This window comes from Psychroserpens sp., assembly GCF_034670085.1.
Lineage (GTDB): Bacteria > Bacteroidota > Bacteroidia > Flavobacteriales > Flavobacteriaceae > Psychroserpens.
In genome coordinates this window covers 274,126-291,561 of the sequence record NZ_JAXMOD010000001.1, presented here as the reverse complement: position 1 = coordinate 291,561, position 17,436 = coordinate 274,126, and the positions used below count along the sequence as shown (strand labels likewise).

Annotated in this window: 10 protein-coding genes; all 10 read left to right on the top strand. The window is 33.6% G+C overall.

Annotated elements, in window-relative coordinates:
* The first annotated feature begins 29 nt into the window (after nucleotides 1–29).
* The 10 genes from VOI25_RS01210 to VOI25_RS01165 all read left to right on the top strand — a co-directional run bounded on the left by VOI25_RS01210 (nucleotide 30) and on the right by VOI25_RS01165 (nucleotide 17,327).
* Nucleotides 30–1,082, top strand: coding sequence for a LacI family DNA-binding transcriptional regulator (locus VOI25_RS01210; RefSeq protein ID WP_323787063.1), 1,053 nt, complete (start codon nucleotides 30–32; stop codon nucleotides 1,080–1,082).
* A gap of 130 nt (nucleotides 1,083–1,212) precedes the next feature.
* Nucleotides 1,213–2,745 (top strand): MFS transporter, encoded by a 1,533-nt coding sequence (locus tag VOI25_RS01205; protein WP_323787062.1) that lies wholly within the window; start codon nucleotides 1,213–1,215, stop codon nucleotides 2,743–2,745.
* Nucleotides 2,738–3,433 carry a beta-phosphoglucomutase gene (gene pgmB / locus VOI25_RS01200; protein WP_323787061.1) on the top strand — a complete coding sequence of 232 codons (696 nt, stop codon included), beginning with the start codon at nucleotides 2,738–2,740 and terminating at the stop codon, nucleotides 3,431–3,433. Before VOI25_RS01205 ends, pgmB begins: the two co-directional genes overlap by 8 nt.
* Nucleotides 3,434–3,446: 13 nt before the next feature.
* Nucleotides 3,447–5,753, top strand: a complete 2,307-nt coding sequence (locus VOI25_RS01195) for a glycoside hydrolase family 65 protein (protein WP_323787059.1) — start codon at nucleotides 3,447–3,449, stop codon at nucleotides 5,751–5,753.
* 27 nt (nucleotides 5,754–5,780) lie between these two features.
* Nucleotides 5,781–7,748, top strand: a complete 1,968-nt coding sequence (locus VOI25_RS01190; protein WP_323787058.1) for a glycoside hydrolase family 13 protein — start codon at nucleotides 5,781–5,783, stop codon at nucleotides 7,746–7,748.
* 7 nt (nucleotides 7,749–7,755) lie between these two features.
* On the top strand, nucleotides 7,756–11,223 hold the full coding sequence (locus VOI25_RS01185) for a TIM-barrel domain-containing protein (protein ID WP_323787057.1): 3,468 nt from the start codon (nucleotides 7,756–7,758) through the stop codon (nucleotides 11,221–11,223).
* A gap of 5 nt (nucleotides 11,224–11,228) precedes the next feature.
* Nucleotides 11,229–13,109 (top strand): alpha-amylase family glycosyl hydrolase, encoded by a 1,881-nt coding sequence (locus VOI25_RS01180; protein WP_323787056.1) that lies wholly within the window; start codon nucleotides 11,229–11,231, stop codon nucleotides 13,107–13,109.
* A 1-nt stretch (nucleotide 13,110) separates the two neighbouring features.
* On the top strand, nucleotides 13,111–14,799 hold the full coding sequence (locus VOI25_RS01175) for an alpha-amylase family glycosyl hydrolase (RefSeq protein ID WP_323787055.1): 1,689 nt from the start codon (nucleotides 13,111–13,113) through the stop codon (nucleotides 14,797–14,799).
* Between the two features lie 9 nt (nucleotides 14,800–14,808).
* Nucleotides 14,809–16,863: a glycoside hydrolase family 97 protein gene (locus VOI25_RS01170; protein ID WP_323787054.1), complete on the top strand. Its 2,055-nt coding sequence runs from the start codon at nucleotides 14,809–14,811 to the stop codon at nucleotides 16,861–16,863.
* Between the two features lie 2 nt (nucleotides 16,864–16,865).
* Nucleotides 16,866–17,327 carry a hypothetical protein gene (locus VOI25_RS01165; protein ID WP_323787052.1) on the top strand — a complete coding sequence of 154 codons (462 nt, stop codon included), beginning with the start codon at nucleotides 16,866–16,868 and terminating at the stop codon, nucleotides 17,325–17,327.
* The last annotated feature ends 109 nt before the right edge of the window (nucleotides 17,328–17,436 follow it).

The following is a 17,436-nucleotide window of genomic DNA, read 5'->3' as shown; positions in this document are numbered from 1 at the left end:
ATTTTGATTCTAAATTTTACCTTTTTTGTATGAAAAGAAAAGTTACGCTAAAACAGATTGCTAAAGAATTAGATGTTTCAATATCTACGGTATCTAAAGCGCTTAGAAACAGTATTGAAATTAGTGAAGATACAAGGCAAAAAGTACAAGCGTTCGCAAAATTGTATAACTACAGACCCAATAATATTGCCTTAAGCCTTAAGAACAGAAAAACTAAAACTATTGGGATTATTATACCCGAAATTGTGCATCACTTCTTTTCAAAAGTAATTACTGGTATTGAATTAGTAGCAAACAAACGAGGCTATAATGTTATTGTTGGACTTTCAAATGAATCATTCGATAAGGAGGTAATTAATATGCAAATGCTTGCTAACGGCAGTATTGATGGCTTTATTTTATCCATCTCTAAAGAGACGTTGCAACAACAAGATTACCATCATTTTACAGAAACTATTAATCAAGGAATGCCAATCGTAATGTTTGATCGTGTTGTTAATGAAATCCCTTGTGATAAAGTCATTGTAGATGATGTCAAAGGTGCGAAAAAGGCTGTAGAAAAGTTAATATCTAATGGTTGTAAAAACATAGCTATTATTACTACTAAAGACTATGTTAGCGTCGGGAAATTAAGAACACAAGGTTATTTAGAAGCATTTGAAGAACATAAATTACACCCTAAGGCATCTCTAATATTGAAGATTGAAGATAAGCTTCTTTCTGATGATCATTTGGATGCTTTAGAGAAGGAAATTGAACAATTATTTAAATCAAACAAATCAATTGATGGCATTTTTGCAGTTAATGAATTGTATGCAGTAACTGCAATTAAGGTCGCAAGAAAACTCGGATTAGAAATCCCAGAGTCTCTTCAAGTTATTAGTTTTACTGATGGTGTGCTCTCAAAACACTCAACACCTAGTCTAACTACAGTAAGGCAACACGGACAACAAATTGGTGAAAAGGCTGCCGATTTATTAATCAACAGGTTAGAATTAGATGAAACGGAAGAAGAGGAAGAAGAAATCTATGAAACCGTTGTTATTGAAACCGATTTGATCGAAAGAGAATCGACCAAATAATAGATTTAATATCGAATAATTAAAAACTTTACTATATTTACAACCAAATCAAAACTTATATTTTCACTTCTACATTTAAGTTTTGATAAGTTTTATCGCTTGTCAATAGTATTAATTTAAACATACTATTATGAAAAAGCGCACGCTTGGTTTTTGGGAAATCTGGAACATGAGTTTCGGTTTCTTAGGAATTCAAATGGGTTTTGCCCTTCAAAATGCTAACGTCAGTCGAATTTTTCAAACCCTTGGAGCAGAAGTTGAAGATATTCCTATTCTTTGGGTTGCTGCACCACTTACAGGTTTGATTGTACAACCAATAATTGGATATTTTAGTGATCGTACATGGCATTCTAAACTGGGTCGACGTCGTCCTTATTTTTTAATTGGAGCTATTTTAGCATCATTAGCATTATTTGTGATGCCTAATTCGCCAGTATTATGGTTTGCAGCAGGAATGCTGTGGATTATGGATGCATCAATTAATGTTTCCATGGAACCGTTTAGAGCTTTTGTTGGAGATAACCTTCCTGAACATCAATTGACTAAAGGCTTTGCAATGCAAAGTTTTTTTATTGGTATTGGCGCTTATATTGCCTCAAGGTTGCCGGAATTTATGACTTACATAGGAATCTCAAATACTGCACCCGAAGGTGTTATCCCAGATTCAGTGAAATATTCATTTTATATTGGAGGTGCAGCTTTTTTAATTGCAGTATTGTGGACGGTTTTAAAATCTAAAGAATACTCTCCTGAAGAAATGAAAGTTTTTGATGCTGAGGAAAATGCACGTTTCGATAAAGAAAAGCCTTCCACTGAATGGTTTCAGAATAATGGAAACTCACATTTGTCGAAAGGTCTAATTACAACATTAATTGGGTTGATATCAACATATTTAGTTTACCATTTTGACCTTAAAAAGGATTTATTTGTTCTAACTCTTGGGCTTATTACACTTGGTGGAATTGCCATGTTGATTTCTGGACTTCTACAGAAGAATAATAAAACTGAAAGTGGCTTTGTTAATATTATGAATGATTTTCAATCCATGCCTCAGATAATGAAACAATTGGCTTGGGTACAATTTTTCTCATGGTTTGCGTTATTTTCTATGTGGATTTATATGACGCCTGCGGTGACAGAGCATATTTACAAAGCGACAGATACAACATCTAATGCATACAATTTGGGCGCAAATCAAGTAGGAGCCATGTTTGCTAACTACAATATAATCGCTGCAGCAGTGGCTTTTCTCTTACCATTATTAGCTAAAAAAACAAGTAGAAAATTTACCCACTTTCTTGCCTTAGTTGCTGGAGGATTAGGTTTAATGTCACTCTATTTTATATCTAACCCATCTGTATTTACTATAGAATGGTTACCAATGATTGGAGTCGGTATTGCTTGGGCAAGTATTTTATCTATTCCTTATGCTATGCTTTCAGGTTCACTGCCATCTAGCAAAATGGGTTATTATATGGGAGTTTTTAACTTTTTTATAGTTATTCCACAATTAGTAGCAGCTTCAATTTTAGGGTTTTTAGTGTCTAAATTTTTCGATAACCAACCTATCTATGCCTTATTAATTGGTGGAGTGTCAATGATATTAGCAGGTGTGATATCATTAACAGTTAAGGATAATCAAACAGTAGAAAACAATGCATAAAAAAGGATTTATTTTTGATCTCGATGGAGTAATTGTTGATACAGCTAAGTATCACTTTTTAGCTTGGAAGAAACTTGCCAAAAGCATTGGCGTAGATTTTTCCGAAGCACAAAATGAACAACTTAAGGGTGTAAGCCGAGTTCGTTCGTTAGAAAAAATATTAGAATGGGGAAATCAAACCCTTTCAGATGAAGATTTTAAAAATCTTATGTCTAAAAAAAATGAAGACTATTTAAGTTATATCAATAAAATGGATGCGTCAGAAATTCTTCCAGACGTGTCTAAAGTTTTAGATTTTCTTATTGAAAACAAACAAGCGATTGCTTTAGGATCTGCAAGTAAAAATGCTACTCCAATTTTAAAAAAGGTTCATCTGTTAGAAAAATTTGAAGCTATTGTTGATGGTAATGATGTCTCTAAAGCAAAACCAGATCCAGAGGTATTTCTAATTGGTGCCAAGCTTCTTCGAGTTCATCCTAAAGACTGTATCGTTTTTGAAGATTCAGTTGCAGGTGTTCAAGCTGCAAATAGTGCTAATATGATTTCTATTGGTATTGGTGATAAATCAGTACTGCATGAAGCTGATTTTATTTTCAAAGATTTCACTGAAATGTCTCAAGAGTTTATTGAGCAAATTATTTCAGGACAAATACGTAAACAATCAAATAATTTATCAATCAATAACTGATTTTTAAAGTAGAATGAATAAAAATTATATACAACCAGATAACTGGTCAATCATAGAAAAAGGTTTCGACCCAAAATATGTTAAGTCTTCAGAAAGCTTAATGAGTCTTGGAAATGGAGCTATGGGTCAACGTGCTAATTTTGAAGAGCATTACTCGGGAGAAACATTTCAAGGAAGTTATGTTGCAGGTGTTTATTATCCAGATAAAACCAGAGTTGGTTGGTGGAAAAACGGCTACCCTGAATATTTTGCTAAAGTATTAAATGCCCCAAATTGGATTGGAATTAACGTTTCAATTAATGGAGAGCCATTAGATTTAGCGAAGTGCAATAAAGTCGAAGATTTTAAAAGGGAACTCAACATGAAAGAAGGTTGGTTGTCAAGAAGTTTTAGAGCAACACTTCAGAATTTTATTGAAGTTAAAGTTGAAACTAAACGATTCTTAAGTTTAGACATCGATGAGATTGGTGCTATAGAATATAATGTAACGGCTGTAAACAATGACGCTCAAATTGTTTTTTCTCCTTATTTAGATAATGGTATCACCAATGAAGATTCTAACTGGGATGATAAATTTTGGGATGTGCTTAGTGTCAATCACGAAGATGAACAAGCATTTATCGTGTCTAAAACCATGAAAACTCATTTCTATGTATGTACGTCAATGCAAACCCAAGTGGCTTTAAACGGAACTGTTTTAAAGCATGACAAAACCGTTAATGATGCCATTGATAAGATTTCATTTACCTATCAAAATCAGGTCACTAAAGGAGACACAATTACACTCACAAAGTTTGGTGGATACATATCTGATAGAAACCATGATAAAAATGAATTGGTTTCCGAAGCAAAAAAGACATTGAAAAAAGTTTCTGAGTTAGGTTTTGAAGCTTTACTTAATATGCAAAAACAAGCTTGGGCAAAAATATGGGATATGGCTGATATTACCATCGAAGGTGATGTAGCTGCTCAACAAGGGATTCGTTTTAATATCTTTCACTTAAACCAAACGTATCTTGGGAAAGATGCTAGATTAAATATTGGTCCTAAAGGATTTACAGGTGAAAAATATGGCGGAAGTACGTATTGGGATACCGAAGCCTATTGCATTCCCTTTTATATGGCAACTAAAGACCAAAATGTTGCAAAGAGCCTTTTAGAATACCGTTATCATCATTTAGAGAAAGCGATTGAAAATGCTGAAAAATTAGGCTTTTCTAATGGCGCAGCATTGTATCCAATGGTAACGATGAATGGTGAAGAATGTCATAACGAATGGGAAATTACTTTTGAAGAAATCCATCGTAATGGCGCCATTGCATTTGCGATTTATAATTACCATCGCTATACAGGAGATTACAGTTATATACCACAAAAAGGTCTAGAAGTTTTAATTGGAATTGCCAGATTCTGGCATCAACGTGTTAATTTTTCTGAAGCAAAAAACCAATATGTTATGCTTGGTGTAACTGGTCCGAATGAATATGAAAACAATGTCAATAATAATTGGTACACAAATTATATCGCAAAATGGTGTATTGAGTATGCATTAGAGAATATTGATAAAATAGAAAAGGAGTATAGTTCAGATTATACAAGAATTATGCATAAAGCGAAATTGTCAAAAGCTGAATTATTACAATGGAAAGCCGTTGCTGATAATATGTACTTTCCTTTTAATGAAGAAAAGAACGTCTTTTTACAGCAAGATGGATTCTTAGATAAAGAATTAATTACCGTTTCAGATTTGCCAAAAAGTGAACGGCCAATTAACCAAAAATGGTCTTGGGATCGCATTTTGCGTTCGCCTTATATAAAGCAAGCAGATGTACTACAAGGATTCTACTTTTTTGAAGATCATTTTACTACTGAAGCGTTAGGTCGACATTTTGATTTTTATGAACCTTTTACAGTTCACGAAAGTTCATTATCGCCTTGTGTACATAGTATTCAAGCAGCTAAATTGAACCGCATGGAACAGGCTTACGAGTTTTATTTGCGAACTTCTCGTTTAGATTTAGATGATTATAATCATGAAGTTGAAGAAGGTCTTCATATCACATCTATGGCAGGAACTTGGATGAGCATTGTTGAAGGTTTTGGTGGTATGCGAATTGTGAAGGACACCTTGTCTTTTGAACCTAAAATTCCAGAACAATGGGAAGGATTTTCTTTTAAAGTGAACTTCAGAAACCAAATTATAAAAGTTAACGCTTGTAAAGATCAAACGCATTTTGAACTAGAAGGTCACCACGATTTAGAAATTTTGGTTAATGGTAAATCAGTAATTATAAGTCCAAATAATTTGGTAACTGTATAAATATCGAACACACTTAAATTGGTTATTATGAATAAACTTATCTATTTATGTTTCTCATGTCTCATCGTTTTAAGTGTGTCTTGTAAAGAACATACTTCAGAAGATGTTAAGACAGTTGAACAACAATCTGAATTCATAAATCAAAGTAATATTGAACGTATTGAACCACCAAATTGGTGGATTGGTTTTAAAAATGATGAACTTCAGCTTTTAGTAAAGCATAACAATATTGGAGATTATACACCAAGTATATCATATCCTGGCATTTCTTTAGGTAAGGTTTCTAATGGAAATAACAGTAACAACTATTTATTTATCGATCTTATAATTTCTGAAACGACCGCAGCTGGTAAATTCAATATCAAATTCAAAAATGAAAATGGCGATGAGTTGATTGATGTTTACGAATTAAAAACGCGACAAAAACCTGCCGAAGATTATCTTGGGTTTAATAGTTCTGACGCACTTTACCTAATTACTCCAGATCGCTTTGCAAACGCAAATACCAATAATGATTCACCCTTGTCGATTGAAGGTCAGCCAGAATTACTTGAGCGAACCATTGACAGAACTGATAATTATGCACGGCATGGAGGAGATATTGAAGGTATTACTCAGCATATTGATTATATTCATGATTTAGGTTTTACAGCAGTTTGGCCACAGCCAATGCTAACTAATAATATGAAGCAAGGTTCTTATCATGGTTATGCTATTACAGATTTGTATCAAATAGATCCACGATTTGGAACGCTTGAAGAGTATCAAAACTTGTCTCTAAAGTTAGAAGAAAAAGGGATGAAATTAGTCATGGATCAAGTAGCTAATCATTGTGGATTAGAACACTGGTGGATGAAAGATTTACCGTTTAAAGATTGGGTGAATCTTCAAGCCAATTATGAAAAAAATATTGACAATTGGGATTGGAAAACAACAATTAACTCTAATCATAGACGAACTACTAATCAAGATACATATGCTTCAAAATACGATAGCGATGGTAATTCTCAAGGTTGGTTTGTGGCGACAATGCCAGACCTAAATCAGCGTAATCCTTTTATGGCTAAATACATTACACAAAATAGTATTTGGTGGATTGAAACAGCTCAGTTAGGTGGCATTCGTCAAGATACATATCCATATCCAGATAAAGATTTTATGAGTGATTGGGCTGGAGCAATTATGACAGAGTATCCAAACTTTAGCATCGTAGGAGAAGAATGGAGTTACAATCCATTACTTATTGGATACTGGCAAGAAGGTGCAAATAATAGAGATGGTTATGATTCAAATTTAAGGTCATCAATGGATTTTGCAATGCAAGTTAAAGTGGTTGAAGCGCTAAATGAAACAGAATCTTGGGATAAAGGTTTAGTAAAAATCTATGAAGGTTTAGCCAACGATTTCCATTATGCGAGTCCGAAAGATATAATGGTTTTTGAAGGCAATCACGATATGAGTCGCATTTTTACACAATTGAAAGGTGATATCACAAACACTAAAATGGCTGTAGCAACCTATGCGACAATGCCTAGAATTTTACAAATGTATTATGGAACCGAAATCTTGATGAACGATTTCGAAAAACCTGGTGATCATGGATTAATTCGCACAGATTATCCAGGAGGTTGGGAAGGTGATACCAAAAATGCATTCACAGGTGAAGGTTTGTCAGAGGATGAAAAAGACATGCAATTATTTATGAGAAAACTATTAAATTACAGAAAACATAGTAAAGCCATTCATGACGGTAAAACAATACATTTTGCGCCATTTAATGGTATATATGTGTTAACACGTTCCTCTGAAGATGAAACCGTTGTTCTCTTTTTAAATAAAAATGATAAGCCAGTAACTTTAGATTTAGAGCGTTATTCTGAAGTTGGTTTAGAAGGAAAAACTTTAAAAAACATCATTTCTGATGATACATTCATATGGAAAGACACGTTCAGCTTGGATTCAAAAGGGGTATTTCTATTAACGACAAAGCACTAGTTTCTAAATGAAAAAACTCGCATACATATTAAGCTTACTTATCGGATTTAGTGTTTCTGCACAAGTAACTATTGTAGTTGATAATCTCCCTGAAGAAACTCCGGAGAATGCCTCCATTTTTATTTCAGGTGGTTTTGAAGATTGGACTGGTGGACAAGAACAATACAGACTCGAAAAAAAAGATGGAACATACCAAATCACTTTACCATTTTCTGAAAATTTGCTATTCAAATTCACACAAGGATCATGGCAATCGGTAGAATGTAACTATAAAGGTGAGGCCATTGATAACCGAAACTACATCTTTAAAAAAGCAAACGACACCATGCATGTAAAAATTGCTGGTTGGACCAATCTTTTTGATGCCCAAAAGGTATCCACAGCTACTAAAAATGTGTCCGTTTTATCTGAAGAATTTGAGATTCCACAACTCAATACAAAACGTCGTATCTGGTTATATTTACCTCCAAATTATGATACATCAAACGAATTATATCCCGTAGTTTACATGCATGATGGTCAAAACCTTTTTGACAATAGCATGTCTTTTTCAGGAGAATGGAGTGTAGATGAAACACTTAATAGATTATATAGTGAAAAAGACCTAAAATTGATTGTTGTTGGTATCGATAATGGAGGGACAAAACGATTAGATGAATATTCACCTTGGAAAAACGAAAAATATGGTGGAGGCAAAGGAGAAGCATATACTAAATTTATTGTTGAAACTTTAAAACCGTATATCGATAACAACTATAAAACCTTAAAAGATAAGAATAATACGGCTATAATAGGAAGCTCGATGGGTGGATTGATTTCACATTATGCAGGCTTGAAATATTCAGATACTTTCGGTAAAGTAGGCATTTTTTCACCTGCATTCTGGTTTGCACCAGAAGTGAATGAGTTTTCTAAAAGCCACGGAAACTTAAAAGACTCCAAACTGTATTTTTTGGCTGGTGGAAAAGAAGGTGGTAATGTGAGTTTTGAAGAAATAAGCCAGACGGAAACTGATTTAAATAGGGTCATAACCATTTTAAAAAATCAAGGTTTTAATCCCAAAAATATACAGTCTAAAATTGTTCCCGAAGGTGAACATAACGAAGAACTTTGGAGAACTAATTTTGAAGAAACAATATTATGGTTGTTTTCTGAAAACGTCAAAGAAAGAACCTTTATTGATGCAACATGGAAAAATAATCAATTGCAAATTAATGTTTCTGATGGTAGTTATAAGATACAATGGTATACTTCTGAAATTATTGAAACAACCTTTATTCCAACGGGAGAAACGGTTCTCAGTAATTCACATGCAGTTGTTTTAGAAGCTAAAAACCCTAAAGTTGAATTTTTTGATACTACTGAAAATATTATTTTACAGTCCAATGGAATTGATGTAAAAATATCTAAATCACCCTTTCAAATTTCTTATAATTATAAGGATAATCCAATCATTTCAGAAAAAGTAGGTTACGTTAAAAATGATAGCTTGGAAACCATTCAATTCAATCTCACAAAAGATGAAATCTTATATGGTGGAGGTGCAAGAGCACTAGGGATGAATCGACGTGGTAACCGTTTAGAGCTCTATAATAAAGCACATTATGGTTATGAAACTCATAGTGAATTAATGAATTTTACATTGCCCATTGTGATGTCTTCAAATAAATACATGGTACATTTTGACAATGCACCAATTGGGTTTTTAGACTTAGACAGTAGACGTGACAATACTTTAACTTATGAAACCATTTCAGGACGTAAAACCTATCAGGTGATTGCTGGTGATTCATGGTATGATATCGTCGATAACTATACAGATTTAACAGGGAAACAGCCAATGCTGCCACGTTGGGCTTTAGGTAATTTTTCGAGTCGATTTGGATACCATTCTCAAGAAGAAGTTGAAATGACTATCGATAAATTCAAAGAAGATAAAATTCCAGTTGATGCTATAATTTTGGATTTGTTTTGGTTCGGAAAAGAGTTGAAAGGTACTATGGGAAATCTTGAAGTCCTTAGAGATTCATTTCCAGATTTTGAAGGTATGATTAAACGCTTAAATGATAAAGGCGTAAAAACGATTACCATTACTGAACCTTTTATTTTAACCACTTCCAAAAAGTGGGATGAAGCAGTAACAAAAGATGTTTTAGCAAAAGATTCGATTGGAAAACCTGCAAAATATGATTTCTATTTTGGTAATACAGGCATTGTAGATATATATAAACCTGAAGGAAAACAATGGTTTAAAAATATATACAAAGATATTTCTAATATGGGAGTTAGTGGGTTTTGGGGAGATTTAGGAGAACCTGAAGTACATCCAAGTTGGGTACAACATGCCACTGGTTCTGCTGACGAAGTCCATAATATTTACGGTCATGATTGGGCAAAATTAGTGTATGAATCAAGCTTAGAAGCAGACCCAAACAGACGACCATTTATTCTAATGCGAGCTGGTTATTCAGGTTCACAACGTTACGGCTTAGTCCCTTGGTCTGGTGATGTGAATAGAACTTGGGGAGGATTGCAATCGCAACCCGAAATTGCACTTCAAATGGGAATGCAAGGTTTAGGTTATATGCATAGTGATTTAGGTGGTTTTGCTGGTGAAAATCTTGATGACGAATTGTATGTAAGATGGTTACAGTATGGTGTTTTTCAACCAATTTTTAGACCGCACGCTCAAGAAGATGTAGCAAGTGAACCGGTTTTTAGAAGTGATAAGGCGAAAGCTCTGGCAAAGCAAGCGATAGAATTACGTTATAAACTCTTGCCATATAATTATAATCTTATGTTTGAGAATAATCAAACAGGAGTTCCTTTGATGCGACCTTTGTTTTTTGAAGAACCAAATAATTCAGATTTGTTTACTTACTCAGATACCTATTTATGGGGAAAAGATATTTTGGTTTCTCCTATTTTAGAGGCTGGTATTTCAGATAAAGAAGTCTATTTTCCGAAGAACTCTAATTGGTTTGATTTCTATACAGGTAAAAAATTTGAAGGTGGACAAACACAAACTATTCAATTAAAAGAAAATTCAATTCCAACTTATGTAAGAGCTGGTGCCTTTATTCCAATGACCAAGGTGGTTCAATCTACTTCTGATTATACTGGTGAAAATATAGAAGTTCATTATTATTATGACGACAACGAAATAACTAGCGAAAGTAATTTCTATAATGATGGAGGAACCTTACCAAGTGCTTTTGAAAAAGCAAATTTTGAGTTTTTTAAACTGTCAGGTTATAGAAATGGAAACATACTAAAAATTATTAGCACTTCAATATTGGGAGTGCCATTTGCTGATAAACAAACAGCCTTTACAATGAAAATTCACAACATCGATAAACCAAAGTACGTCAAAGTTAATGGCAAGAAAGTGGATTTTTCATGGAAGAATGAACATAAACTTTTAGAATTTGTTTACATCAAAAATTCCGAAATCAAAATCAAACTAAATAAATAATCCGAATGAATCAAACAAAACTAATCCTGTTATTACTAGTTATTACTTGTTTTTTTGGATGTAAACACGAAGAAAAAACAATTGAAGAACCTACAAAGCCAAAAGTTGAAATGAAGAAAAAAGAAGTCGTTTATCAAGTCTTTACTAGATTATTTGGAAACACGAATACAACGAATAAACCCTGGGGAACTATGGAAGAAAATGGCGTTGGAAAGTTTAGTGATTTTACTAATAAAGCATTAGCAGAAATCAAAGATTTAGGTGTTACTCACATTTGGTATACAGGTGTGCCGCATCATGATGTGATTACAGATTATACCAAATACGGAATTTCTAATGATGATCCAGATATCGTTAAAGGTCGCGCAGGATCACCTTATGCCGTTAAAGATTATTATAATGTGAATCCAGATTTAGCTGAAAATGTAGATAGTCGTTTGCAAGAATTTGAAGCACTTATTGAACGTTCTCATGAGGCTGGATTAAAAGTCATTATCGATATAGTACCTAATCACGTCGCGAGAAATTATCAAAGTTTATCTAATCCTGAAGGTACTTCAGATTTTGGTGCTGAAGATGACAAAACAGTGGTTTATGATGTCAATAACAACTTTTATTACAATCCTGGTGAAGCGTTTATCGTCCCAAATTGGAAAAACGGATACCAGCCTCTAGGTGGTGAAAATCATTCAATGGCAGATGGTAAATTTGACGAAAATCCAGCAAAATGGACAGGTAACGGATCAAGAGCATCGCAACCAGATATGTACGATTGGTACGAAACTGTAAAAGTGAATTATGGTGTTAGTCCTGATGGTGAGAAAAATTTTGATGAGCTTCCTGAAGGTTCTGAAAATGAAGACTACAAATCTCATTTTGAATTTTGGAAAGGCAAAACAATTCCAAGTTCTTGGAAAAAGTTCAAGGATATTACTTTGTATTGGACAGCTAAAGGCGTTGACGGATTTAGATTTGATATGGCTGAAATGGTTCCAGTAGAATTTTGGAGTTATATGAATTCGCATATTAAAATGAAAAATCCTGATGCATTTTTATTAGCCGAAGTTTATAATCCGAGTTTATATAGAGACTATATTAAAAAAGGGAAAATGGATTATCTGTATGACAAAGTTCAATTGTATGATACATTGAAACATGTTATGCAAGGTCATGGAAAAACAGATAATATTCCGCCTATACAAGAGGATTTAAAAGATATTGAACACCATATGCTTCACTTCTTAGAGAATCATGACGAACAACGTATTGCTAGTCCAGATTTTGCAGGAAGTGCAGAAAAAGGAAAACCAGCAATGGTAGTTTCAGCAACGATTAGTACATCACCAACCATGGTATATTTCGGACAAGAATTTGGTGAGCCAGGTGCTGAAGATTTAGGTTTTGGTGATCCAACTCGTACTTCAATATTTGATTATGGCTCAGTGCCAAGTATGGTGCGATGGGTAAACAAAAAACAATTTGATGGTGGACAATCAACTCAGGATGAAAAGGCATTAAGAGATTTTTACAAGCGTTTATTGAACTTTACAATACACAGTTCAGCCTTAGCTTCAAACTATCAAGATATTCATGCCTATAACCATAAAAACACAGCATGGTACAATGATAAAGTTTTGTCTTATGTACGTTGGAGTGATGATGAAAAATTAATAATTGTTACAAACTTCAATGCAGAAAACACCTATGGTTTTGAGTTGCAATTACCTGAAGATTTAGTTGAAAAATTGAACCTTGAAAATGGTGAATACGAAGTTAAAGACCAATTATATGATAACTATACTTCAACATTAAAAGTTGAAAACGGTAAAGCAAAAGTAAGGATAGATATCAAGCCACTTGAATCATTTATTTTAAAAATAAAGTAATATGAAAAGACTAATAACAATAATTTTAATCTTATTAGCATTGAGTTGTAAAGACAACAATACGAACAATAATCAAACCGCAGTTGAGGTTACTAATGAAGTTTCAGAAACTGTTGATCGGCCTTTCATTTGGGAAGGTGCTAATCTATATTTTCTATTAACAGATCGTTTCAATAATGGAGATTCGTCTAACGATGTTAATTTTGATAGAACATTGGAAACGGCAAAACTCAGAGGTTTTAAAGGTGGAGATATCAAAGGTGTGACTCAAAAAGTAAAGGAAGGTTATTTTACAGAGTTAGGAATCAACGCCATTTGGATGACACCAATCGTGGAACAGATCCATGGAGGAACCGATGAAGGGACTGGAGTTACTTACGGTTTTCATGGTTATTGGGCAAAAGATTGGACAAAAATTGATCCTAATTTTGGAACAAAAGAAGATTTGCATGAATTGGTACAAGAAGCGCATGCCAGAGGAATAAGAATTGTTTTAGATGCTGTAATTAATCACACAGGACCTGTCACAGATAAAGATCCTGTTTGGCCTGAGGAATGGGTTAGAACTGGTCCGCAATGTACATACAATGATTACGAGAGTACAATAACATGTACGTTAGTTGCTAATTTACCAGATATTAAAACTGAAAGTAATGATAATGTTGAGCTACCTCCTCAATTAGTTGAAAAGTGGAAATCTGAAGGTCGTTACGAACAAGAAGTTGCTGAATTAGATGCCTTTTTTAAACGCACAGGTCACCCAAGAGCTCCACGTTTTTACATTATAAAGTGGTTAACAGATTATATTACAGAATTTGGAGTAGATGGATACAGAGCTGATACAGTAAAACATACGGAAGAAAATGTTTGGGAAGAATTTAAAACGGAGTGTGATTACGCGTTTGCAGATTATAAAAAGAACAATCCTGATAAGGTTCTTGATGATAATGGTTTTTACATCGTGGGTGAAGTGTATAATTACGGTGTAAGTTCAGGTCAGGAATTTGATTTTGGAGATAGGAAGGTGAATTATTTTGATCCTGCAAGTTTTCATAGTTTGATAAATTTTGAGTTTAAATGGAATTCTAAAGAGATGGAATATGAAGCATTGTTCAATCGCTACTTTGAAGTATTACATGGTGATCTAAAAGACTTTGGCACTCTAAATTATTTAACGTCTCATGACGATGGTAGGCCTTTTGATGCCCAAAGGAAAAAGCCATATGAAACGGCTAATAAGTTATTGTTGTCACCAGGAACATCTCAAGTGTATTACGGAGATGAATCCTCACGTGCGCTTATTATACCTGAGACTGTTGGAGATGCAACTTTACGTTCGTTAATGAATTGGGATTCAATTGCGAAAAGCCCAAGAACAAAAAAAGTGTTAAGTCATTGGCAAAAATTAGGAAAATTTAGAGAAAGACATCCTGCAATTGGAGCTGGAAGGCACCAAAGGATTTCTCAGAAACCTTATCTGTTTTATAGAACATTTTCAAAAGGCAATTACAAGGATGTAGTAGTGGTTGGTTTAGATTTGGAATTAGGTAAAAAGACCTTAAACGTTTCAAAGGTTTTTAAGGATGGAGTAACACTTCATGATGCATATTCTAAACAAGATGTTACAGTTAATAATGGAAATGCGATATTAAATTCAGAATATGATATCGTTCTATTAGAAAAGAAATAAAGTCAAATAATGAAAGCTATATTGATAGTCATATCTGTCTTTTTAATGGTGTCATGCCATGATTCCGAAGTGCAATCTTTGAAAGTTGGTTCACCAAACAATACTCTTAAAGTCAGTTTTAGCCTTTCTAAAACCGGTAAACCGTATTATAAGGTTACCAAAGAAGATAAGGTGATTATTGATACGTCTTTTTTAGGTTTTGATTTTAAAGATGTGCCTGATTTCGATAAAAATTTCATTGTAAAAAACTCAAATAGTTCAGTGTTTAATGAAACTTGGCAAATGCCTTGGGGAGAACAATTGGACGTAGTCAATAATTATAATGAACTCAAAATAGAGCTTCAAGAAAAAGTATCACCAAATCGCTTTTTAAACATCATTTTTAGAGTTTATGATGATGGAATTGGTTTTAGATATGAGTTCCCAAAACAAGACAATTGGGATGAGGTTTTTATCACCGAAGAACATACACAATTCAATTTAACTGCAGACTATAAAACCTTTTGGATTCCAGGAGATTGGGATATCTATGAACACTTGTATAAAACAACAAAGTTTTCAGAAATTAATGCGCTAAACTATGTAAATCAACCTATAGCTCAGACATATATTCCAGAAAATGCGGTGAATACACCTGTCACGATGGTTGGAAAAGATGGTACGCATTTGAGTTTTCACGAGGCAGCATTAGTGAATTATTCTGGGATGACTTTGAAAGTAGACACTGAAAAATTAAATCTTGAAAGCAACCTGGTTGGTTCTGAAAATACAGATTATAAGGTCAAACGAAACCTGCCGTTTTATACACCTTGGCGAACAATTCAAATTACAAATAGTGCATCAGATTTAATAGAATCTAATTTAATTGTTAACCTTAATGAGCCTAATAAACTTGAAGATGTATCCTGGTTTAAACCTATGAAATATACTGGTGTTTGGTGGGAAATGCATTTAGGTAAATCGTCTTGGGATATGAACTCAGGACATCATGGAGCAACAACAGAAAATGTTAAACAGTATATTGATTTTTCAGCGAAAAATAATATTAAAGGTGTTCTTGTTGAAGGTTGGAACACAGGATGGGCAGCTGAAGAAGGTGGCTTTGATTTTGTGACTCCATATTCAGATTACAACTTATCGGAAATTCTAGCTTATTCCAAAGAAAAAGGAGTTCATATAATCATGCATCATGAAACTTATGGAGATGTTGAAGGTTATATTAAACAACAAGATACTGCTTATGCATTAATGCAAAGTTTAGGAATTCATTCGGTAAAAACAGGATATGTTGGTAGGCTAAAACCAAAAGGAGAATATCATCACGGACAATTTATGGTAAACCATTACAACCATACTGTTGAAAAAGCTGCCAAATATCAGGTTGCAATTAATGCACACGAACCGATAAAACCAACTGGCTTAAGACGTACTTACCCAAATGCGATAACACGTGAAGGGTTAAGAGGCCAAGAGTTTAGTATTTGGGGACAAGAAGGAGGAAATCCACCTGAGCATTTACCTATTGTTGCCTTCACAAGGATGCTAGCTGGACCAATAGATTATACACCAGGGATTTTCAATATAAAATTTAATGACTACAAAAAAGACAATCAAGTAAATACAACACTAGCCCAACAACTGGCTTTATATGTTGTAATTTATAGTCCAATACAAATGGTAGCAGATTTAGTAGAACACTATGAAGCTAATTCAGAACCCTTACAATTTATAAAGGATGTTGGTGTAGATTGGGAATCGACTATAGTTTTAAATGGAGAAGTGGGAGACTTTGTTACTATAGCAAGAAAAGAACGTGAAACTGGTAATTGGTTTTTAGGAAGTATTACTGATGAAAATTCTAGAACATTTGATGTTAGTTTTAACTTTTTAGAGGAGAATCAAGACTACATTGCTATTATTTATAAAGATGGAAAAGATGCTCATTGGGATAAAAACCCTTTGGATATAAAAATTGAAACCTTGACTGTTAATAATCGCTCCAAATTAACATTAGAACTTGCTGAAGGTGGTGGTACTGCAATCAGTATAATAAAAAAGGAATGATTATGAAGAGAATTTTAATACTAGTAATTTTATTGAGTGGTATATCTACATTCGCTCAAGTTGGCATTGGAACTGTAACTCCACAAAGTACGTTAGATATTAATGGGAATCTATCTGTAAAACATGTGACTTTAACAGGTGCAGGAACTCCAACACTTATTGATGATGGTGTCTATATTTCGGTCATTCCTACAGTTAATGATCAAGATTTTCAATTGCCTAATGCTGGTGATTTTCCTGGAAGAATCTATATCATAAGAAACGTTCAAGATACTGTGAATGCAGACATTGTTTTATCTCCTACAGATATTACTGCTGGTGTTTTGTTTTTTGCAGGCGACAGTAGTACTGGATTTGTTGGGCCAGTAAACATGGATACAGGTTTAGGAGGAGGTCATAGAACAAAAACACTTATTTTTATTAGTGATGGGTCTAATTGGACTTATGGAATTTTAGGATTTTAATTCAATTATATTATACCGATTAAAAACTATTCTTGTAACATTTTTAACGTAAGAAAGTCTTAATAATAACGACCAAACTATTAATTTGTAACTTTATATGTTCCAAAAT